The organism is Flavivirga amylovorans (genome assembly GCF_030540875.1).
Taxonomy (GTDB): Bacteria; Bacteroidota; Bacteroidia; order Flavobacteriales; family Flavobacteriaceae; genus Flavivirga; species Flavivirga amylovorans.
In genome coordinates this window covers 755685-778507 of record NZ_JAUOEM010000002.1, presented here as the reverse complement: position 1 = coordinate 778507, position 22823 = coordinate 755685, and the positions used below count along the sequence as shown (strand labels likewise).

The following is a 22823-nucleotide window of genomic DNA, read 5'->3' as shown; positions in this document are numbered from 1 at the left end:
TTTTAGATTTAAACTATAGGTTTTGAATTATTATAACTTTTTATAAAAACTAGTGGTATTAATTGAATATCGAAAGAACTGCCAACTGCTACTGAATACTAAAATCACCCCAATTTATTAGGGTTTTGTTTTACAAAAGCATCCCATCCTGTATAACTTTTGCCTACACTTACTTTACCTGAGTTATAAAAATGGCAAACTGCTGCAGCTAATCCGTCTGTAGCATCTAAATTTTTAGGTAAGGTTTTTAATCCTAACATACTTTGCAACATTCTAGCGACCTGTTCTTTACTAGCATTTCCATTACCCGTTATGGCCATCTTTATCTTTTTAGGAAGATATTCAGTAATTGGTATTTCCCGACTCAAACCTGCTGCCATGGCTACACCCTGTGCTCTCCCCAGCTTTAGCATACTTTGTACGTTTTTTCCAAAAAAAGGAGCTTCTATGGCAATTTCGTCTGGGTTGTGAGTATCAATTAGTTCGATGGTACGTTCAAAAATGAGTTTTAACTTTAAGTAATGGTCATCGTACTTTTTTAAATCAAGTTCGTTAAGCTGTAAAAACTGCATGCTTTTCCCAACTACCTTTATAAGTCCGAAACCCATAATAGTAGTACCTGGGTCAATACCCAAAATAATTCTTTCTTTAGTCATTTTGTTCACAATAATAACAGCCACTAAGCGATATAGAAGCTCCTATTGTTAATGTTAAGAGATTCCCGTTAAATGCTCCAAACCCCTCCGATATGGGCGCAAAATCTTTTGCAAACCCATGTATATATGAAATATCTGTATAAATAGAAAGATCATCCGAAATTCCAAAATGCAGCTCTATACCAGCCATCGCATTAACAAACGATGTTTTATTTTGAGTAAAATTCCCCAAAGGCTTCACTGTTGAGAGACCTGGTCCGGCATGAAGAAACAAACCTTTATTTTGAGGCAAATTAAATAGTCTATTCGCATTATAAACGGCTTGTAAATTGATGCGAGAATAGTTAAGCTTAAATTCCTGCGTATTATTTTTGTTCGATATTCTATTAAAACTATAATCTAACTTTGCTCCAAAAATGGGTCTAAACAAATATTGAATGCCCAAATTTACAGTTGGAAAGTTAAACGTCTTTCCTTCAAAGCCACTAACAAATCCATTCTGTGATGGACTATTTAACCCTAGTGCCAATTGAGCTTTAAAAGTACTTGTATCGCCTTGAGAAAAAGACAAAAAACTACTCATTATAAAAACTATCATACAAAAGGCCTTCCTATATATTTTAAAATTCGAGGTCATAACGTAATAATGATTTAATTTGCACTTATAATCGGTATATAATTAATATGTTACCATACAAAATTAAACAATTCTTTTTTGGGCTTATTAAATTAAGTATTGTTATAGGAGCTTTCTATTTTATATACCACAAATTGGTAAACAATCCAGAACTAGATTTTAATAGATTTGTTGCTTTTTTATCAAAAAAAAGTACTTTTTCACTCAAAAACATACTTTTATTATTCTTTTTAACCTTTTTAAATTGGCTCTTTGAAATTAAAAAATGGCAAACATTAGTCGCTCCTATAAAAAAAATAAATTTAAAAAATGCCTTTGAACAAAGTTTAGGATCTTTAACAGCTTCGTTATTTACACCTAATAGGATTGGTGAATACGGTGCTAAAGCTATTTATTATACTTCTAACTACAGAAAACGTATTCTTCTCATTAATCTATTGGGGAATATTTTACAAATGGCCGTCACTACTATTTTTGGGATTATTGGTTTATATTTTCTGGTAACTAAATATCGAGTTAATATTGATTATTATAAACTCACTCCGTTTCTTTTAATAAGCCTCCTGATCATTACTTTAATTATTTTTGGAATACAAAAAACAAAATTTACTATTAAGGGGTTTTCTTTAAAAAAAATTAAACTTTTCATTATAGAATTCCCTAAAAGAGCCCTCATTTCCGCATTCATTTTGTCATTGCTTCGTTACCTTGTTTTTTCATTTCAATTTTACTTTATATTACAAATTCTCGGAACCGAAATATCATATTTCAATGCTATGATTGTTATTACCTCTATGTATTTATTGGCTTCAATAATTCCTTCTATTTTTGTATTTGACGTTATTATAAAAGGGAGTGTTGCTATTTATTTGTTTGGAATTATGGGTTTTAGCGATATTACGATCTTGAGTACTACGACCATCATGTGGTTATTCAATTTTGTTTTTCCAAGTCTTCTTGGAAGTTACTATGTTATTAATTTTAATTTACCTAAAGAGACTAACCAATTATGATTTTGATAAGCATCATTATTACAATAAGCTATCTATTTTTAATAGGATGTTTCGCTTTTGGCTTTGATAAGATCAAGCTATTCAAATTAGAAGCTATGCCTTCTAAAACCACATTTTCTGTTATTATTCCTTTTAGGAATGAGGCAGAGAATTTACCTGATTTATTAAAATCTATAGAATCGTTAGAATACCCTAGTCATTTATTTGAAGTCATTTTTGTTGATGATACCTCTGAGGATGATTCAGTTGACATCATTATGAAATTTCTTAATAATGCTAGAAATGACATAAAGGTTATTAAGAATAAAAGAGTTTCTAATTCTCCAAAAAAAGATGCTATAGCAACGGCTATTGAGCATTCTAAAAACGAATGGATTATAACAACTGATGCCGATTGTATACTGCCAAAATATTGGATCAATAGCTTTGATGAGTTTATTCAAAAAACAAACGCAAAATGTATTGCAGCTCCTGTAACCTATACCAATTCTGGTCGTTTTTTAAATCAATTTCAACTACTGGATATTTTAAGTCTTCAAGGAGCTACTATAGGTGGTTTTGGTATTAATAATCCTTTTTTGTGTAATGGTGCTAATTTTGGATATGAAAAATCTTTATTTCAAGAATTAAATGGTTTTGAAGGCAATACGGATATTGCTAGTGGTGATGACATTTTTCTACTTGAAAAAATAGCTAAAACACATCCTGATAAACTTCATTATTTAAAATGTGACAAAGCCATAGTAAAAACGCAATCACAACCGTCTTGGAATGATTTAATATCACAACGTATTCGATGGGCTGCAAAAACCAGCGCTTATAATAATTGGTTTGGGAAATTTACTGGTCTTATTGTTTTACTTATGAATGCTTTAGTAATTGCAACTTTATTACTCACTATCCTTCATGTTTTTAATTTTAAAATCTGGATTTATATTTTAATGATAAAATTTAGTATCGATTTCTTATTAATATATAAATCAGCTCATTTTTTTAATCAGAAACCCGTTTTAAGACATTTTGTTTTCGGGTTTATTATGTATCCTTTTTTTAGCTTCTACATAGCTTTTATATCGCTTTTTAGAACCTACAAATGGAAAGGTAGAACATTTAAACAATAGCCAATCAATTAACACTAATAATTATAGGCAATTTAAACTCTGTAGTAACTTCTTGTCCTCTTTTTATTCCTGGAAAAATCTTAGGTATCGATTCCAAACTTTTAGACAACAAATCATTAATATTTGGTATTTCTTGTATAATAAGGCTATCTATTTTAGTTTCCAATAAAGAGAGCTCCCCTGTTTCCGATATTTGAAGTCTTAAATCTATGGTGTCATTAAGATCTTTAGTGACAACAATAATTTCGCTTTGTAGATATTTTAATATATTACCTGTTAAAACATTTGTAAAACACTGCTTTTTTTCTTGTTTAGTAGATACCGAATCGCACAAAGAAAATGTTGGATATTTATCCACATCATTCCAATTGAACGTTTGCAATTCTTCATTTAAAATGGCATCAGAAGAAGTTTTTTTCACATTGAAATACTCACAAGAAGTAAGTAATATGATTACTAGAAAAACACAAATCTGTTTCATGGATTAAAACTGAGACCGAAATGTACAATTTTTTTACATTTTAATTAGCTTTTAATCCCTTCCTTGATAAATTTTTCTTCCTATAACTCTCTAATATGCTTATCAATATATTCTTGAACACTTCATCATCATTTTCAATAACAATATATGTCTTAGCAAATTTGTTATAAACTTCGGATTGATTTTCTATAATTTTATATTATTCAGTCGATTAGAATAATTACTGTTTAGATATAAACTATCAGCTATTGATATTAGAAAACAATTAAATTTTCCCTCTTTATTATCCCTTTTTCTTTACACGAGGGGTTAAAAATGTAACATCTACTTTACTTGCACGTCTAATTATTGTAGTACAAATACTTTTATGGATATTATTTTAATTATTATCGCTGCTTTATTTATGGTTTTAGGCATTATAGGCAGTTTTTTACCAGTATTGCCTGGCCCACTTACCAGTTGGGTTGGACTATTAATACTCTCTTTCGCAGACTCTATACTAATGAGCAACTCATTTATAATTATTACGCTTATAATTGCGATTCTTATTTGGTTGTTAGATTACATTATTCCAGCTATGGGTACAAAACGTTTTGGAGGTACTAAATATGGCATGATTGGCACAACTATAGGTCTTATAGTGGGGCTCTTAAGTCCTATTCCTGGTGGTATTATTATTGGGCCTTTTGTTGGAGCTTTAATAGGTGAGCTTTTAAACAAAAGTGATTCCAAAACTGCTACTAAAGCTGCTTTTGGATCTTTTATTGGTTTTATAACCTCTACATTTATAAAATTTATTGCGGCTATTATTTACTTAGGTTTTTTTATAGGTTTTTTGTTAGATGTTTAAATAACCGTCTTTATTATAATGAGTGCGGTATAGTAAGATAATATCACAATGGTATAGAATATTTTTTATGCGGTGTCTCTCACTCGTCGACATTGACAAAGAGACCTCTATAACAATGGTTCCTAATTAGAAGTCGAACACTCTCTTAAGCCCTATGAGTAAGGTATTTATATAATATAAAAAAACCTGATTCTTTTTAATTAGAGATTCCTGCCTTTACAGGAATGGTAAAAAGAAGAAACCCTATGGGTCTCTCACCTCCATAGGGTCTGTAAATTGCTATTATCAACAAAAAAAATTGAGGGATTAATTAATTTTTTGAAGTGTTGATATTGTAAATATAATCATAAGCCCCGTCTTTGAACTGTGGGAAACCCGTAACACCATTACGGGTTAGTAGTACTATTGAGCTATAACAATGGTTTTCAGAACAAAAAAAATATGATTTTTTAGAAAAAAACTCACATAACATGAATATTTATCTTAAACAAAGCCCTTTTTTCGTGCTTCATTCAATAACGTTTCATCCTGCCCGTCATTAACCTCAAAGACATCTCTAAGATGTTTTTTCCTTTTTTCAACTGCGCTTAAAGATATATCTAAGTGAGATGCTAAATTTTTAGTTTTTACACCTTGAGATAATAGGTGGAGTATTTTTCTGTTTTTATCATCAATAACAATATCACTTGTAATCGCTTTTCTAATATGACTATTTACTGTTCCACTGTAAAATGGTGGATTGTTAAGTACAGCTTGAAAAGCACTAGCAAGTTCGCTAGATGTTAAGTCACTTTTAATTAAAAACCCTTCCGGATCTATTGTTTTAATAATATTATGAATTCTAAAAGACTCATTAAACATAGTGAGTATAATAATTTTAGCTCTAGGTAAAATCCGGCGCGCATATTCTGCTAAATCTTCACCAGAACTCATGACTCCATCTGTAGAAGGAGGTAGGCTAATATCTACGAATAACACATTATAAGGCAACTCATTTTCAATTGATTTATCCATATACACAATGGCTTCATCACAATTATTTGCAATATCAATTTCGAGTTCCTGACTTTCCTTTTTAGTAAAAAGTAATGTGTTTTGATACCCCTCAATAATCATGGGGTGATCATCAATCATTAATATTTTTATTTTTTCACTCATAAAAAATTTTTGTTTTAGGTAATTGGGGCGTGTATGGTTACTGTAGTTCCTACATTTTTATCTGAAATTATATTTATGCTTCCGTTTATATCATCTATTCTGGAATTCATATTCTTTAATCCTATACCAGACTTCGCTTTATTAACATCAAACCCAGAACCATTGTCACTCATTATTAGGCAAATTACATTATTTTTTAATTTAAAACTAATATTTACTTCTGTTGCATTTGCATGTTTATTTATATTATGAAGAGATTCCTGAATAATTCTATATATGTGAATTTTGTTTTTATTAGGGACTTCATCCCAATGAATTGTATCATCATGTTCTAATTTATAGCTTAATTTATAAGCGGTAGTTTGTGTTTCCAGAAATGTTTTTATGATATCTATAAACCCAGATCCGGAAATAAAGTCCGTATTTAATTCATGCGACACTTTTCTTATATCCTGCTCTATAGTTTTAAGCTCATCTATATATTGACCCCTAATTTTTATAGCCTCTTCACTGTTGTTCAAGTTTAAACTATCTAAGCTTAAACGCGTGCCAAATAAGCGCCCTAAAACTCCATCATGTAATTCTTCCGAAATACGTTTTTTCTCTAAAGTTCTGGCTTCTTCAATATTTTCATTTTGAGATAACATCAGATTGTAAATCTCTTCATTCGTTTCTTGTTGCTTCTGAATAAATTTCAATTCTTTATTTTTATTTCTTTGGGTGATTACCATATATAGCAAAAAAGTTGAAATTATTAATACTACCGATATTATTAAGAGCCACATACGCTCTTTAGCAATTCGAACATTTTCTTTTTCTATTTGCTGAGTTTCAAAACGAATTCTGGCAAACTTATTTCTTATGGCACGCTCATTTTTTTGTAAGCTATCATTAAGCTTTATATATTCTTTTGAATACATAGCAGCTACATCTCCATCTTCAATCTCAGAAAGTAACAAAAGAGATTTTAACAAATCATCATTATAATATTTTTGCGAAATGCCCTTAGCTTTATAAGCATAATATTTTGCTGAGTCTTTATTTTTTTTATCATCGTAATATTCTGCTAAATGCTGATTAATAATTATAGAATTATACCCTCCTGGATTAACACTATCTGTAATCTTTAAAGCTTTAAAATATAATTTAGGAAGTTCCTCATTATTTTTAGACAAATACAAAGTATGTGCATAATTATTTAAAACTAATGCATAAAAATCTGGACGCTCATTTATTAAGTTTTTATTTTCTAAAATTTGATTATAATACTCTATAGCTAATTTATATTCTCCTTTGTTTTTATAGGCTAATGCTAAATTATTTTTAGAATTATCTATAGTTGATTCGTTATTGCCTTTTAAATTATTTTTTATATTTAATGCCTTTATATGATATGATATAGATTCTTCATATTGTTCTAACTGATCAAATACTAGTCCAAGATTATTGAACAAAAATGACTTATATTTCTTGCTATTGTTAGTTGTTCTTACCTTATCTAATAAAGATATTGCTTCAATAGAAGTAATTTCACTTCCCGTAAAATCTTTCTCATCTTTTTGAATTACGGCAATACCATATAAAGCAAGTGCTGTTTTGTAATCATTATTCAAGTTTTTAAAAATTTTTTCAGCTTTATAGTAATGATAATAAGCACTATCACCACCTGAAAAACTATACCTATATAATTCCCCTATTTTATAATGAGCATTAGCGATTAATAAAGAATCCTTAATTTTAGAATTTATATAAGTATCAAGTATTGAATCAATTAAATATTGTTTATTCTTCTGGGCACAAGCAGAATTAACATAAAAGAAAACAATTAAACTATATAAAATATATTTCAAAAGCGAAAAAGTATTAGCTATTTCCTCAAATGTATTTATAATTTTTTAAATTATTTAAAAAAAAGACTCTTTACAAAAGCAAAGAGTCTTTAAAATATTCTAATAAATGTTTTTTTAAATATTAGTCATTAACTCCACCTCCTGTATATGGGGTTGGCATATTAGTATTATTTCCTGCTTCAGTATTTTCTTCTGTAAGTAATACATCATCTTCGTTTAAGTCTTGCTTAGTACAAGATGCTAATGTTAACATAAATAATGTTACGAATAAAGTAATTTTTAGGGCTTTCATAATATTTCGATTTTAAGGTTATTATTATATTATTTTTCTATTTGTACAAAACAAAACTGTTATCTAAAATGCTGTAAAAAGGCACATTAGACGAGGGAAAAAATGGATAATTAACTTAAAATCGAATGCATAAAACATAGCGATTCTATAAAATACTTTTAAGGGATTTGTAAATGAATTAATTTGTCTTTTGAAGAACTTAGGGATATTATTTTGGGGCGCACTCTAAGACGGTGTAAATTTGGTTAAACTGTATCTCTGAATGAAATATATTCGACGAAGTGCTCTTTTTTAACGATTAAATGCAAATTTTATAGACAACACTGTTGATAAGATGTTAAAAACTACTTAAGCGTTGACTTCGTTTTCACCAAACTTGTTTTAACAATTTTAGTTTTCACATCTTCATTTAGATGCATTTTCTGTAATCTATCAATAAGCATTTGTGCAGCATTTGCTCCGATAACTTTCGCATGTTGCCTTATTGTTGTTAACCTTGGTAAAGAATGATTTGAATCTGCTTTACTAGCAAAACCTATTACGGACATATCTTTAGGTACTTTTAAACCTAAATTAACAGCCGTATTAATAGCAATAATGCCCGAAGAGCTATCTGCAGCAATTATCGCATCAATCGCCTTATTCTTTTTAAGAAAAGATTTTATTTTTTTCTGATGATCATCTTTCTTTTTAATTTTTAAAATCAAAGGCTCTTGCTTATTATCTTCTAATATTGCTTTGTTATAACCTCTTTCTCTTAATTTACCAATACTTAAGTCCCCTACATTACTAATAAAGGCTATGTTTTTTCGCTTTTCAAGAAGTAAGTTCTTAGTGGCATTATAAGTAGCATCAAAATCGTCTACGATAACCTTATCGCACAACACATCATGAGCGACTCTATCAAACATAACAATAGGCAATCCTTGACTAATGGTTTTCTTAAAATGGTCTACTTCATTTTTAATTTGAGTTTCTTCGGCAACCGATAGTATAAAACCATCCACACTTCCATTTGCAAGTAACAACAAACTTTCTTTTTCCTTTTCTAAAGATTCATTAGATATACATGTAATTATATTATAGCCTAGTTTATTGGCCTCTCTTTCGATACCAAACAATACTTTAGCTAAAAAATGGTTGAGTATATTAGGAATTATAACTCCAATCGTTTTAGTTTTATTTTGCTTTAAACTTAAAGCTACTTTATTAGGTGTATAGTTATATAGCTCGGCAAGTTCTTTAACTCTCTTTACTGTATCTTCTCCAATTTCTTCGCTATTGTTTAATGCTTTTGAAACCGTTGAAATAGAAACATTTAACTCTTTTGCTAACTGCTTTAAAGTAACCATACTATTTTACGTCTAAATTATAAATATCGCAATTTACAAAATTACTCTTTGCAAATAGGCTAATTAAGAAGATTGGTTCTTTTTTAGTATAGAACTAATTTAGACTTTTTCAATTTGCTAAAAAATTGCTGTTTTCAGCTCTGTTTTTGTCTTTTTTTCCTTCCGTAGCTCTGCTATGCAACTCGAAAAAGTCTTCAACATAGGCAAAAACTTCTAATTTTTGCTTAAATCCAAAAAGTCTAAATGAGTTCATAGGTAAAGTAGAATTATTAAAACTAGGGCAATTGTATATAAAACGTTTCTTAGGAAAGAAATAGTAAGTATGTAAATAAGATAGTCAAACAAAAAACATACCAACACTTGACTAGTCTGATAATAGTCAAATATTAGTTAATATTTTTGTTCATTTTAGGTAAAGCAAAAATTAAGACTTACCTAATATTCTAAACATGCCTGTTCCACAGGTTGGGCAACTTCCTTTCATTGCTTTTCTTCCATTTTTCATAGTCACTTCATTAGCATCCTTTATTTCTTTTTTACTTTTACACTTTACACAATATCCTTCCATAATTTTAGATTTGTTTTTGTTAAATTTTCACTTTTATAAATGTAAGTTTTATTCTTGGTGTTCGCAAATGAAAAAAGTAATACTAGGACTACTTTTAAATAAGAATTAAAAATTATAGTTCTGATTCACTTACATTTAGCATGAGTTATTCGAAAAACCTTACAAAAATAAGAAGAGATGTTTTCTAAAGAGTTTTACATACCTTTTATATAATTAATCCTACCAGAAACGGTTTTACACATTAGTAAATTTTTAACATAACGCTCTCATATCGTTTTAGTTAAAAACAGTAATTTCGTGGGCTAATACAAACAAATAACCAAACATGAGAAACATTACCTTGCTGTTTATTCTTTTTTTAAACATCCATTTAATTACAGCCCAAGAGACTAACAATTCAGCTACACCTGAACCTAATTATCGTTTAGCATCGCAGTTTTCTCCAACTAATCTTGCAAAATTGGTACACTCTACTAGTATTAGGCCACATTGGTTAAAAAATGGGAATCGTTTTTGGTATCAATATAAAACTACTGAGGGTTCTAACTATTATTTAGTAAATGCAGACACAAAAACAAAAACGAAATTATTTGATAATGAGAAAATGGCAAAATGGCTAACGGAAATCACAAAAGACCCTTATGATGCAAAACATTTACCACGTTTTAATTTTAAATTTGTAAAAAATGAAACGGCAATACGTTTTAGAGTGACTTCTACAGAGGAAGTTGAAGTTATAGAAGACGAAAAGACCATTGAAAACGATTCTATTACGACTACAAAAGAAAAAAAGAAGGCGCCTAAAATGGAAAAAAAGGTATATCATCTTGAATACATGTTAGGCAGTAATTCACTAACAATTATTGACAATAAAAAGAAAAAGAAAGAGCCGTGGAAAAAATGGGCCACCATATCACCAGATAGTACCATTGTATTATTTTCAAAAAATTACAACTTATTTTGGATGGATAAAGAAAATTTTCTGAAAGCTGTTAAAGACGAAAAGGACTCAACTATTGTTGAGAACCAATGGACTACCGATGGCGTAGAATATTATAGTTATGGAGGGTCTACTCGAGGAGAAAATAACGAAACCAAAGAAGAAAAGAAAGATGACAGAAAGAGAATTAGCGGTATTTGGTCTCATGATTCTAAAAAGTTTGTGTTTAGAAAATCTGATTCTCGACATATTAAAGATCTATGGGTTATAAATTCTGTTTCTAAAAAACGACCAACCTTGGAAACCTATAAGTATCATATGCCTGGAGAGCAAGAATTCTACAAACAAGAATTATTGGTTTTCGATATGCCTTCTAAAAAAGTAGTTACTATTAAACTAGATACAACAAAACAACAAAGTATCTCAGTTTATAGAGCTCCGAGAAAGCAATCGAATAGAGATGATGAGTTTCAACCATCATTGTTACTTTCAAAAAAAGGAAACATTTATTTTAATACCATAAGCAGAGACAGAAAGAAACTGGATATATGTGTGGCTAACATTAATTCTGGAGACGTGACTGTTTTAATTGAAGAACGATTTAATACTTATATTGAATCGAGACCTTTGGTTTTATTCAATGAAGAGCAAGAGATTCTTCATTGGTCTGAACGCGATGGTTGGGCTCATTTTTACTTATACAGTTCTACAGGAACATTAAAACGTCAAGTAACTTCGGGGTCTTATCATGTTAACCAATTTACTAATTTAGACGAAAAGGAACGTGTTCTTTATTTTACAGCAAATGGCGTTTCAAAAGACCAAGATCCTTATTACGAACATTTATATCGTATTGATCTAGATGGTAAAAATTTAAGAAGTATCAACTCTGGAGACTACAATACGTCAACCAGCATGTCCGATTCTAATAAATATTTTGTAAATAATTATTCCAGAGTCAATACGACTCCCATGTCGGAATTACGAAATAATAATGGCTCTGTTATTATGACCCTGGAAGAAGCTGATCTTTCTCAACTTTTTGCAACTGGGTATAAATTCCCTGAACCTTTTAAAGTGAAAGCAGATGATGGTATTACAGATCTTTATGGAGTGATGTACAAGCCTTTTAATTTCGACGACACCAAAAGCTACCCTTTATTAGAGTATGTGTATCCTGGACCTCAAACCGAAGCTGTAAATAAATCCTTTTCGATTAGAATGGATAGATTAGATCGTATGTCTCAAATAGGCTTTATTGTTATTACATTGGGCAACAGAGGTGGGCACCCTAATCGCTCAAAATGGTATCATAATTATGGGTACGGAAACCTTAGAGATTATGGTTTAGCAGATAAAAAATATGTGGCCGAGCAATTAGCAAAAAAGCACCCTTATATAAATATTGATAAGGTTGGTATTTACGGCCATTCTGGAGGAGGCTTTATGTCTACCGCAGCTATGTTAGTATATCCAGATTTTTTTAAAGCAGCCGTCTCTTCTGCTGGTAATCATGATAATTCCATGTACAATAGCTGGTGGAGCGAAACACATCATGGCGTTAAAGAAAAAAAAGACGCCGATAATAATATATCATACGAATATACTATCGACAAAAATCAATCTTTGGCATCAAACTTAAAAGGTAACCTTATGTTGATTACTGGGGATATAGACAATAATGTACATCCTGGAGGAACTATTAGAATAGCTAATGCCTTAATTAAAGCTAATAAGCGATTTGATTTTATGATTATGCCTGGGCAACGTCATGGTTTTGGAAATATGACGGAATATTCCTTTTGGCTAAAAGCAGATCATTTTAGCAAACATTTTTTAGGAAAGGAAGCTACTAGCATTGATATTACAGAAATGAATAGAGATAAGCCTAAGAAGTAACCATTTTTTATAAAGAACTCATCTTGACTTTTTGTTTTTAACCGAACCCGCCTGCCGGACGGGCAGAAATGAGATAAAATTTGTTCAGATGAGGCATTTTTTGCGAGGCATAGCAGTGCTAAGCATAAAAAAAGTAACAAAATATGAGCGAATTTTAGCCATTTTTTAGGAAATAGAAAAAGTCAAGATGAGTTCAAAATATAAAACCACGCTTTAAGCGTGGTTTTATATTTTATAGTAAATAATAGGTTATCTTCTTTTAATTAAGAGTCTGAACCTCTCTAATAATTTCTTTTACCTCTACACCAGCTATTTTATAACTTCCTTTTAAAGCTTCAATATTAGCTTCTACTTCAGATTCACTTCCGTTAAAAGTTTCATAACTTATAGATTCTTCATCATTTTCAATAGTTACAGTAGTCACTACCGCCTTAACAGTACCATCATCATTATTAGTCATTTTCACTTCAATTTCTTTAGAAACTTCAACGTTTTCTATCTCATTTCCTTCAGAAGTGTAAGCGGTAACAATATCAGAAGATAATGCAATACTAGGCGCAATAACCAACGCTACAACAGACATTAGTTTTAATAAGATATTTAAAGAAGGTCCCGATGTATCTTTAAAAGGATCTCCTACAGTATCACCAACAACAGCTGCTTTATGTGCATCTGTCCCTTTTTTGCCTTGCTCTTCAATGGTTTTCTTAGCATTATCCCAAGCGCCACCTGCATTCGATTGAAAGATAGCCATAAGCACCCCACAAGTAGTAACACCTGCAAGTAAACCACCTAACATTTCCGCACCTCCAATAAAGCCAACAGCAACAGGAACAGCTATCGCTAATAACCCTGGAAACACCATTTCTTTAATAGACGCTTTTGTCGAAATATCTACACATTTGTCATACTCAGCATACCCATCTGCAGCATCAAATATTTTTCTATCTTCTTCTGAAGCCTTACCCATATCAGAATCATACTTACGCATTACTTCTAAAGCTGCTTTTAATTGAGGGATGTCTCTAAACTGACGACGTACTTCTTCAATCATAGCCATGGCAGCACGACCAACGGCATTCATAGACAATGCTGAAAATACAAACGGCAACATACCTCCTACTAACAATCCTGCCATAATTTGAGGTTGAGATACATCAATAGCAGTTACATTTGCTGTTTTCATGAAAGCCGCAAATAATGCTAATGCCGTTAATGCAGCAGAAGCAATTGCAAATCCTTTACCAATAGCAGCTGTTGTATTACCTACAGCATCTAACTTATCGGTACGTTCACGAACTTCACTTGGTAACTCTGCCATTTCAGCAATACCACCAGCATTATCAGAAATTGGTCCGTAAGCATCTACCGCTAATTGTATTCCTGTGTTAGCAAGCATTCCTACCGCAGCAATTGCAATACCATATAAGCCCGCAAAATGGTGTGATACCAAAATAGCCGCCGCAATTAATATAATAGGAATCGCAGTAGACATCATTCCAATACCTAAACCAGCAATGATATTTGTTGCAGCACCAGTTTCAGATTGTCTAACAATAGAATTTACTGGTCCTTTTCCAGTTCCAGTATAATATTCGGTTACTTTACCAACAGCTAAACCAGCTACTAAACCGGCTATAGTTGCCCAAAACACACCCATAGCCCCAAAAGGTAAACCTTCAACAGTTTCTGGTATTAAAGCATTAATAATAAAATAAGACGCTATAACCATTAAACCTGCCGAACCAAATTCACCAATATTTAAAGCGGTTTGTGGATTTCCACCATCTTTTACTCTTACAAAGAATGTTCCTATAATAGACATTACAATACCAACAGCAGCTAATACTAACGGTAAATACACTGCTCCTAATCCATTAAAGTCTGGTGTTAAAATAAAAGCTCCTAATACCATGGTACCAATAATTGATCCTACATAAGATTCGAATAAATCGGCACCCATTCCAGCTACATCACCTACATTATCACCCACATTATCTGCAATAGTCGCAGGATTTAAAGGATGATCTTCTGGTATTCCCGCTTCTACTTTGCCAACTAAGTCTGCTCCAACATCGGCCGCTTTGGTATAAATACCACCTCCAACACGAGCAAATAAAGCTATAGATGATGCTCCTAAAGAAAAACCTGAAAGCACATTTAGTACTAATGATAAATTCTCAGGACCACTCCACACATTTTGATATATCATAAAAAGACCACTTAGGCCTAAAACACCGAGCCCAACAACACCAAGTCCCATAACGGCACCACCAGCAAAGGCAACTTCTAAAGCTTTTCCTAAGGACGTTCTTGCAGCGCTCGTAGTTCTTACGTTTGCTTTGGTAGCAACTTTCATTCCTATAAATCCTGCTAAAGCAGAACAAATAGCTCCAACTATAAAAGATACGGCAACCATACCATTAGATCCCTCTTCTGCATTTCCTTTAAAATACAGCAGAACAGCAACAGCAATTACAAATATTGATAAAATTTTGTATTCTGCTTTTAGAAAAGACATTGCGCCATCTGCAATATTTTTAGCAATTCGAATCATTTTATCATCTCCTTGATCTTGTTTGGAGACCCATGCACTTTTTATAAAGACATACGCCAAAGCTAAAACTCCAAACACTGGTAAAAATTTCACTATTAATTCCATATTAATAAGTTCTTTTTATTAGTTATTAGTTATTATTTTTTAACGGAGCTAAAAATAGGAAAATATAAGTGATAAAAAAAGCCTCCATTAATTAAAGATAATACATTCAAACACCTGTTTAAATATATTATTTTTAATACAATGACATATGTTAGTTTTTTCTTGTCTATTTAGATGAAATTTCATTTCTAACGAGACTATTGATAATAATATGTTCTATACAAATATTGCACTTAAATTATATCCAAAAACGCTCCTTATGTGAAAACTGATAAACAAAAAAACCATCCTAATTCTAGGATGGCTTTTATAAATTTTATGTGAAAATTTTCAACTAAATAGTAAACGTTCGTTTTTTCTTATGTTCACTATTATCATATCGTTCTACACATTCGTGATAAATCTTTCTTGCTTCTTCTGCATTTCCCCATCCTCCTGTATCTACTTTTTTCTTTTCTAAATCTTTATATACTTGGAAAAAGTGCTCTATTTCTTTTAATCTATGAGGGTTCAAGTCTACTATATCTTTTTTATTGCTCCAAATAGGATCTGAAACTGGGACACAAATAATTTTTTCATCAGGGCCTTTTTCATCAGTCATATGGAACACACCAATTGGTCTAACTTCCATAACCACCATAGGGTATGTTGGCTCTGTTCCCATAACCAATACATCTAACGGATCTTGATCTAAGGCCAAAGTTTCTGGAATAAACCCATAGTCTCCAGGGTACATCATTGATGAGAATAACATACGGTCGAAACGAATTTTATGTAGTGTAAAATCGTATTCATATTTATTTCTACTTCCTTTTGGTATTTCAATTAACACATCAAATGTTAAATCTTTTTTCTTACTCATAGTTTATAAATATTTTAGGGAGGCAAATGTACTGAACCCTTAGACTTTAAGCAATAAAAAACTAGCTTGTTTTATATTAATATTGCTATCTTGTCGCTGACTAATTCAAATAATATTTTAAAAAACTATGAGACTTTTTATTATTTCGTCTTTAATCCTATTTTCTTTATCGTCGGTTAAAGCGCAAACACAATCCTGGCAAGGTAAATTTGAGCCTATTGATAATCTAATTAAACCTCCAAACACCTATAGAACTGCCAGTGGTGCTCCAGGAAGAGATTATTGGCAACAACAGGCTAATTACAAAATAAAAGTAATCCTTGATGAAAGTAATAATACCATTTCTGGAGAAGAAACGATTACTTATTATAATAATTCTCCAGATGATTTAAGTTATTTATGGATACAACTAGAACAAAATGTCAATAAAAAAGGAAATGAAGATTTTGGAGGCATTAACAATAGTATAAAGGATGGTATGACTACCAGACAAATGCAATTTCTTACTAGAGCTATTAATTTTCCGGCTGGTTATTCTATTAAATATGTAAAAGATTCTAACGGAAATAACATAAAAACCATGGTTAACAATACCATGATGAAGATGAAGTTAAATACGCTTCTAAAATCTGGAGAATCTACAAGTTTTTCAATAGCATGGTCTTATCCTATTACTGATAGGAGTATGTATTTATTATCTCGTGAAGGGTATGAATATTTTCCATCTGACGACAATACTGTTTATCTTATTGCACATTGGTTCCCAAGAATGGCGGTTTATAACGATACTGAAGGTTGGCAAAATCAGCAATTTCAAAAATTGGGCGAGTTTGCTTTAGAATTTGGTGATTATGATGTAGAAATCACCGTTCCGGAAGACCACATTGTTGCGGCTACTGGTTTACTTCAAAACAGTGAATCTGTGTTAACAAAAACACAACGCAAGAGATTGGATGACGCTAGAAAATCTTTTGACAAACCAATAATGATTATTACTCAAAAAGAAGCAGAAGCTAACGAAAAACAAAAATCAAAGAAGCAAAAAACGTGGAAATTCAGTGCTAAAAACGTTCGTGATTTTGCCTTTGCTTCTTCCCGTAAATTTATGTGGGATGCACAAGCAGTAAAGTTGCCAACCAATACTGTAATGGCGATGTCTTTTTATCCCAAAGAGGGTTTACCTGTATGGCAAGAAGAATCTACTAAAGCTGTGATGCATGCTTTAGAAGTATATTCTGAAGCTACTTTCGATTATCCTTATCCTGTTGCCATTTCAGTAAACACGTCTAATATTGGTATGGAATTCCCAATGATTAGCTTTAACGGTGGGCGACCAAAAAATGGAAAAATAAGTGATGGTGCTAAGCAAGGAATGATAGGCACTATTATTCATGAAGTAGGTCATAACTGGTTCCCAATGATTGTGAGTTCGGACGAGCGTAAATGGATGTGGATGGATGAAGGTTTAAACACCTTTTTACACCAAAGAACTGTGGCAGAGCGTTACCCAGGTTTTAACAGTGTAACTCCTAAAAGTATTGTCCCGTTTATGAGTGGTGACAAAAACATTTTACGTCCTATTATGACGACGTCAGACAGCGAACTCATGTCTCAGTTTGGTGCTAATTTTTATTTAAAACCGACCGTTGGTCTACAAATGCTTCGCAACTCTATTATTGGAAAAGAGTTATTTGATGAAGCTTTTAAAGAGTATGCCAACCGATGGAAATATAAACACCCAAACCCAGCTGATTTATTCAGAACTCTTGAAGATGCTACTGCTACCGATTTGGATTGGTTTTATAGAGGCTGGTTTTTTACTACCGACCATGTCGACATGGAGCTAAGCCATGTAAAATGGTTTAAAGTGTATGAAGAGGATTCGAATATTGAGGATCAAAGTAACGCCTCTAAAGTAAAAATAGAAACGTCAGGTAAAAGTAGCACACAATCTCAAGCAAAAGATTTCTCTAATGGTCCTGAAACGATTACTATGAATACAACACCAGATGCTGCATACGGCCAGTTTTTATCTAGACTTAATGAGCCTGAATTACGTAAACAACTTTCTGGTAAAAATATTTACGAAATTACTATTAAAAATGTAGGAGGACTTGTTATGCCTGTTACTGTTGAATGGATATTTACTGATGGTTCTAAAGAAATTGATATAATTCCTGCCGAAGTATGGCGTAGAAATGAATATGAAATTCAAAAAACGTTTATAAAAGAAAAAGATGTCAAGGAAGTTAATTTAGATCCTAATTTTGAATATGCTGATACAGACATGAAAAACAATTCGTTTCCTAAAGTTGAAACACCTTCTGAGTTTGATTCTTTTAAGGAAAAAAATAATTGATATTAGATTTAATTCATTGAACTCATCTTGACTTTTTGTTTTTAACCGAAAATGAGATAAAATTTGTTCATATGAGGCATTTTTTGCAAGGCATAGCAGTGCTAAGCATAAAAAAAGCAACAAAATATGTGCGAATTTTAGCCATTTTTTAGGAAATAGAAAAAGTCAAGATGAGTTCATTACAACCTTTCTAATAGTTATTAAAAAAAGAAGAAGTCTATAAAATGTCATTCTGAACGAACGTGAAGAATCTCCTTAAATTGAATATTTATCAATATTTTCGAGATTTTTCGACTGCGCTCAAAATGGCATTTTTCAACTTTTTAGATAGTCTTTTATGTTTTAATCCACATCAAACCTAACACCTATTGAAATATTATTCTGATCGACAATCTGGTCTTTAAAGATAGGAGACAGATCATATTTAACATATAATGCCACATCATCAAAAGCAATGTATCCACTTAATCCGTATACTAAACTACTGGTATTAAAATCCCGTTTTTGCTTGTCTTTTATTTTCTCTCCATTCAACTCATATTTGAGTTTTTGACGAGTACCAATGTTAAAACCCGCATATCCTCCTAAGCCTATTTTGAATTGGTTTTCCGTAGAGTATCTAAAATATGTGTCTTTATCAATCTTTTTTGAAGGTCCAAACTCAAAATGAACAGGAAATACTAAATTAGTAATCGTCAGTTTAGATTTTTTGAGATCTTCGGGAAACTCTTCCAATACAGTTTGGTTCCCTTGTTGAATAAAATATTTGTTATCGTCTGGTTTTAATCCATTTATTTGAAAAGAGTACCCATATTTAAAGCGTAAAAAATTAGTATTTTTAAATACGCGTGTTTTCCATGCCCAGCCTAATTCTAAAAATCGAGAGCCTCCCATTTTATATGGAGAATCATCAAGACTCTCTCCTTCTATAATCGAATTATTAAAACCAAAAGCCAACACAAAGTCGCTAGACGTTCGCAAATCATATTTCTTTGGCTTGTTTTTGTTTTTAATCTTAATGCCAGCAAAACTACTGCCCTCATCACCTCCTACAGTAAAACCTATTTTTGACAACTCTTCATCTCCATTTGTTTTATATCCTTCTTCATTACGTTCTAAAAGTGCTATTTTATTGTTTATAATTGAAATACGGTTTTCAATATTTAAAGCTCTCTTTTTGGCTACATCTTTTTTTAATGTGTTAGCTTCTTCATTAGAAAGCTCGCCCTTTTCTAAGCGCATATTAATAGCCTCTACTTCTGCTTTTAAAAAATTGCGTTCTTCATTTTTAATGCGTTCTTTAATTTCTTTTAAAGTTTCAATTTTATCTTTGTTATTTACATTCTGTATTGTGTCTTGTGCATTGATTAATTGCACGCTTACACATAGCACGACAAGCGCCAAATATTTAGCAATAGTTTGCATAACTGTTCGTTTTTTTATGCTGAATTTATTTCAGCATCTGTTGATAATTGATTTGATGATATTTATAGTTATAATTCATGAGATTCCTGCCTACGCAGGAATATATGTTAATCATTACGATGAGCAACAGCAGTTTTTACTGTTCCATAACTTGTTTTTATAACTTCAAAAACTTTACTTCTAAAGGATTGATCTAAATCTGCTTCAACGTCTTGAAGTAATAAATTAGCATCAACCACTCCTGTGGTTTCATTATATAATTGGTTTAATCTGATTTCTTTTTGGGCTTCCAGTAACAAAGCTTCGATGGCATCATCAGTAATACTATTATTATCCCTTAAGGATTGTATTTGATTTGCGACTGCTTGTATTTTTTTTTGTTCAAAAGTTAAAGGCTCTGGTACAACTTCAACAGAACTGACAGCTTCCTTTTTTAGTTTATTCACATTGTTTTCTTGAGCAATAGTAATTTCTTCTTTAACAAGTTCTGTTTTAATCAGGGTTGGCCTTTTAACTAATTTTTTAATCTTTTTTTCTTCATTTACTTGAGTGTTATCAGAAGCCTTTTTTATAGTAATATCAGCTTCAACCGCTACATTATTTTTATTTTCTTCAATAACTTTAGGGTTCACTACTGTTTTATGAATATCATCAACACTAGTAACTTCATTAAAAAACTGAGATATCACTAACATAATTCCAACAATACTCGCTGCCAAACCTATCCATAACATTGGCTTTTTATTTCTTTTCTTTCCTTGATGATTATCTATACGGTCTGAAAGTTTGCTCCAGGCATTATCAGATGGCTGCAATGTTCTTTTATCAAGCTTATTTCTTATGTCTTCTTCAAATTTAATTGGTTCCATAGCTTGTCGTTTTATTTAATTCTTTAATTCTTTCTTGAAGCAACTTTCGTGCTTTAAATAACTGCGATTTTGATGTCCCTTCTGCGATATTTAACATGTCTGCTATTTCGTAATGCTTGTAACCTTCAATCGCATACATAACAAATATCATTTTATAACCTTCGGGAAGTGCATCAATAAGTTCCTGTATTTCGGCAACTTCAATATCGGTACTAATATTATTCGTATAATCATTCTTGAATTCAAAATCTTCAACAGAAAATTCTATTTGTTTTTTTTGTCTTAAAAAAGAAATAGATTCTCTTACCATAATTCGCCGAATCCAACCTTCAAAACTACCTTCACTTTTAAAACTCTTCAAATTAGAAAATACTTTAAAAAACCCGTTAAGCATGGCTTCTTCTGCTTGCTGCAAATCTTTTATATAATATCTACAAACACTTAGCATTTTTGGAGCATGCAATTCAAATAATACGTGCTGTGCCTCACGATTGTTTTTAATCGCTTTTTTTATAAGTGACGCTTCGTCTTTATGCAATTGTATTACTTTCAACAATGATTTCATTTAGCCTTCTATTTTTAAAGACGCAAATTTTATACTAATGGTTGCCCAAGTGTTAAAATATTTCTATAAATGTACTTCAAAAAAGATCTAAAGCCTTAAAATTGAGAAAATAAGCAAGAGTTAAATGTCTTTGAAATTCCGTGGAATTATATAAAAATAATGGATGAATATAAGGTCACGATCTCGACTGTATATAAATTACGACGCTCAATACCTTTTAACAGAACAACTTACTTCTTCCTATCAATCACATAATTCACCATAAGCTCCAGTGAATTTCTATAATCTGATTCTGGAAATGTTTGAAGCATTTGTAAGGCTTCTTCCTGAAATGCTTTCATCTTCTTTACAGCATAATCTAAACCGCCGTTATTTTTCACAAAAGCAATAACTTCCTTAACACGTTTAGTGTCTTTATTATGATTCTTTATGGAATTAATGAGCCAGTTTTTATCTTTTTTAGAAGATTGATTAAGAACATAAATTAAAGGTAAGGTCATTTTCTGTTCTTTAATATCTATGCCTGTAGGTTTTCCAATTTGAGTTTCTCCATAATCAAACAAATCATCTTTTATTTGAAACGCCATACCAATAAGTTCACCAAACTTTCGCATGGATTCTACATGATCTGATTCTGGTTTTACAGATGCCGCCCCTAAACTACAGCAAGCAGCTATTAAAGTTGCTGTTTTCTGACGGATAATTTCATAATAAATGTCTTCTGTAATATCAAGTTTTCGCGCTTTCTCTATTTGAAGTAATTCACCCTCACTCATTTCTCGAACGGCAATAGAAATAATCTTGAGTAAATCAAAATCACTATTATCGATACTTAAAAGCAACCCTTTAGATAGTAAAAAGTCACCAATTAAAACTGCTATCTTATTTTTCCAGAGCGCGTTTACAGAGAAGAATCCGCGTCGGCGATTACTATCATCAACAACATCATCGTGTACTAAAGTTGCCGTATGAATAAGTTCTATAACTGAAGCACCTCTGTAAGTCCGTTCATTAACTTCGCCATTAGACACCATTTTAGAAACTAAAAACACGAACATAGGCCGCATTTGTTTTCCTTTTCTGTTTACAATATAGTGTGTAATTCTATTAAGTAATGCAACTTTACTAGACATAGAGAGCTGAAACTTTTGCTCGAAAAGATCCATCTCATAAGCTATCGGTTGCTTTATTTGCTCTACTATTTTCAATATTCAAACTTAATCTCAGCGAAATTACTAATAAAGTTAAGATATTACTACTATAG

The 22823-nt window shown here is 31.4% G+C and carries 20 protein-coding genes; 5 read left to right on the top strand and 15 right to left on the bottom strand.

The annotated features are described in order from the left end of the window. Positions 1 to 104: 104 nt before the first annotated feature. Positions 105 to 656, bottom strand: coding sequence for a crossover junction endodeoxyribonuclease RuvC (gene ruvC / locus Q4Q39_RS08650; protein ID WP_303282014.1), 552 nt, complete (start codon positions 654 to 656; stop codon positions 105 to 107). Further along, positions 649 to 1254, bottom strand: coding sequence for an outer membrane beta-barrel protein (locus tag Q4Q39_RS08645; RefSeq protein ID WP_303282013.1), 606 nt, complete (start codon positions 1252 to 1254; stop codon positions 649 to 651). Before Q4Q39_RS08645 ends, ruvC begins: the two co-directional genes overlap by 8 nt. An 86-nt stretch (positions 1255 to 1340) precedes the next feature. Between Q4Q39_RS08645 and Q4Q39_RS08640 the strand changes: the two genes are divergently transcribed. Further along, complete coding sequence (locus Q4Q39_RS08640) at positions 1341 to 2306, top strand: lysylphosphatidylglycerol synthase domain-containing protein (RefSeq protein WP_303282012.1); 966 nt, start codon at positions 1341 to 1343, stop codon at positions 2304 to 2306. Continuing rightward, complete coding sequence (locus tag Q4Q39_RS08635) at positions 2303 to 3427, top strand: glycosyltransferase family 2 protein (RefSeq protein ID WP_496559733.1); 1125 nt, start codon at positions 2303 to 2305, stop codon at positions 3425 to 3427. Before Q4Q39_RS08640 ends, Q4Q39_RS08635 begins: the two co-directional genes overlap by 4 nt. Positions 3428 to 3431: 4 nt before the next feature. Here the strand turns inward: Q4Q39_RS08635 and Q4Q39_RS08630 are convergent, their stop codons facing one another. Next, positions 3432 to 3908 (bottom strand): hypothetical protein, encoded by a 477-nt coding sequence (locus Q4Q39_RS08630; protein ID WP_303282010.1) that lies wholly within the window; start codon positions 3906 to 3908, stop codon positions 3432 to 3434. A gap of 367 nt (positions 3909 to 4275) precedes the next feature. Between Q4Q39_RS08630 and Q4Q39_RS08625 the strand changes: the two genes are divergently transcribed. Beyond that, positions 4276 to 4758, top strand: a complete 483-nt coding sequence (locus tag Q4Q39_RS08625) for a DUF456 domain-containing protein (RefSeq protein ID WP_303282009.1) — start codon at positions 4276 to 4278, stop codon at positions 4756 to 4758. A gap of 483 nt (positions 4759 to 5241) precedes the next feature. Here Q4Q39_RS08625 and Q4Q39_RS08620 read toward each other — a convergent pair whose 3' ends face one another. From Q4Q39_RS08620 to Q4Q39_RS08595, 6 genes are all read right to left on the bottom strand, one after another. Further along, a complete protein-coding gene (locus Q4Q39_RS08620) occupies positions 5242 to 5916 on the bottom strand; it encodes a response regulator (protein WP_303282008.1) in 675 nt (224 codons plus the stop codon). Between the two features lie 14 nt (positions 5917 to 5930). Continuing rightward, a complete protein-coding gene (locus Q4Q39_RS08615; protein ID WP_303282007.1) occupies positions 5931 to 7766 on the bottom strand; it encodes a tetratricopeptide repeat protein in 1836 nt (611 codons plus the stop codon). A gap of 121 nt (positions 7767 to 7887) precedes the next feature. Then, on the bottom strand, positions 7888 to 8058 hold the full coding sequence (locus tag Q4Q39_RS08610; RefSeq protein ID WP_303282006.1) for a hypothetical protein: 171 nt from the start codon (positions 8056 to 8058) through the stop codon (positions 7888 to 7890). Positions 8059 to 8402: 344 nt separating this feature from the next. After that, the gene (locus tag Q4Q39_RS08605; protein WP_303282005.1) at positions 8403 to 9410 is read right to left on the bottom strand and encodes a LacI family DNA-binding transcriptional regulator; all 1008 of its coding nucleotides are present in this window, start codon (positions 9408 to 9410) and stop codon (positions 8403 to 8405) included. Positions 9411 to 9519: 109 nt separating this feature from the next. Then, positions 9520 to 9663: a hypothetical protein gene (locus Q4Q39_RS08600; RefSeq protein ID WP_303282004.1), complete on the bottom strand. Its 144-nt coding sequence runs from the start codon at positions 9661 to 9663 to the stop codon at positions 9520 to 9522. Between the two features lie 171 nt (positions 9664 to 9834). Beyond that, positions 9835 to 9978, bottom strand: a complete 144-nt coding sequence (locus Q4Q39_RS08595) for a DUF5679 domain-containing protein (RefSeq protein ID WP_303282003.1) — start codon at positions 9976 to 9978, stop codon at positions 9835 to 9837. Positions 9979 to 10303: 325 nt separating this feature from the next. Here Q4Q39_RS08595 and Q4Q39_RS08590 point away from each other — a divergent pair, with 325 nt between their 5' ends. Further along, a complete protein-coding gene (locus Q4Q39_RS08590; protein WP_303282002.1) occupies positions 10304 to 12817 on the top strand; it encodes a S9 family peptidase in 2514 nt (837 codons plus the stop codon). Positions 12818 to 13076: 259 nt separating this feature from the next. On the opposite strand, the gene Q4Q39_RS08585 is transcribed toward Q4Q39_RS08590, so the two are convergent. Together Q4Q39_RS08585 and Q4Q39_RS08580 are read right to left on the bottom strand one after the other, a co-directional pair. Beyond that, positions 13077 to 15479, bottom strand: a complete 2403-nt coding sequence (locus Q4Q39_RS08585; protein WP_303282001.1) for a sodium-translocating pyrophosphatase — start codon at positions 15477 to 15479, stop codon at positions 13077 to 13079. Positions 15480 to 15813: 334 nt separating this feature from the next. After that, the gene (locus Q4Q39_RS08580) at positions 15814 to 16341 is read right to left on the bottom strand and encodes an inorganic diphosphatase (RefSeq protein ID WP_303282000.1); all 528 of its coding nucleotides are present in this window, start codon (positions 16339 to 16341) and stop codon (positions 15814 to 15816) included. A 127-nt stretch (positions 16342 to 16468) separates the two neighbouring features. Between Q4Q39_RS08580 and Q4Q39_RS08575 the strand changes: the two genes are divergently transcribed. Next, positions 16469 to 18700, top strand: coding sequence for a M1 family metallopeptidase (locus Q4Q39_RS08575; protein WP_303281999.1), 2232 nt, complete (start codon positions 16469 to 16471; stop codon positions 18698 to 18700). Between the two features lie 342 nt (positions 18701 to 19042). Here the strand turns inward: Q4Q39_RS08575 and Q4Q39_RS08570 are convergent, their stop codons facing one another. The 4 genes from Q4Q39_RS08570 to Q4Q39_RS08555 form a co-directional block, all read right to left on the bottom strand. Next, complete coding sequence (locus Q4Q39_RS08570; RefSeq protein ID WP_303281998.1) at positions 19043 to 20125, bottom strand: porin family protein; 1083 nt, start codon at positions 20123 to 20125, stop codon at positions 19043 to 19045. A gap of 107 nt (positions 20126 to 20232) precedes the next feature. Then, entirely contained in the window at positions 20233 to 20994 is a 762-nt protein-coding gene (locus Q4Q39_RS08565; protein ID WP_303281997.1) for a hypothetical protein, read from the bottom strand. After that, complete coding sequence (locus Q4Q39_RS08560) at positions 20981 to 21559, bottom strand: RNA polymerase sigma factor (protein ID WP_303281996.1); 579 nt, start codon at positions 21557 to 21559, stop codon at positions 20981 to 20983. The genes Q4Q39_RS08565 and Q4Q39_RS08560 overlap by 14 nt, the downstream gene beginning before the upstream one ends. 230 nt (positions 21560 to 21789) lie before the next feature. Continuing rightward, on the bottom strand, positions 21790 to 22767 hold the full coding sequence (locus tag Q4Q39_RS08555) for a polyprenyl synthetase family protein (RefSeq protein ID WP_303281995.1): 978 nt from the start codon (positions 22765 to 22767) through the stop codon (positions 21790 to 21792). Between the last annotated feature and the right edge of the window lie 56 nt (positions 22768 to 22823).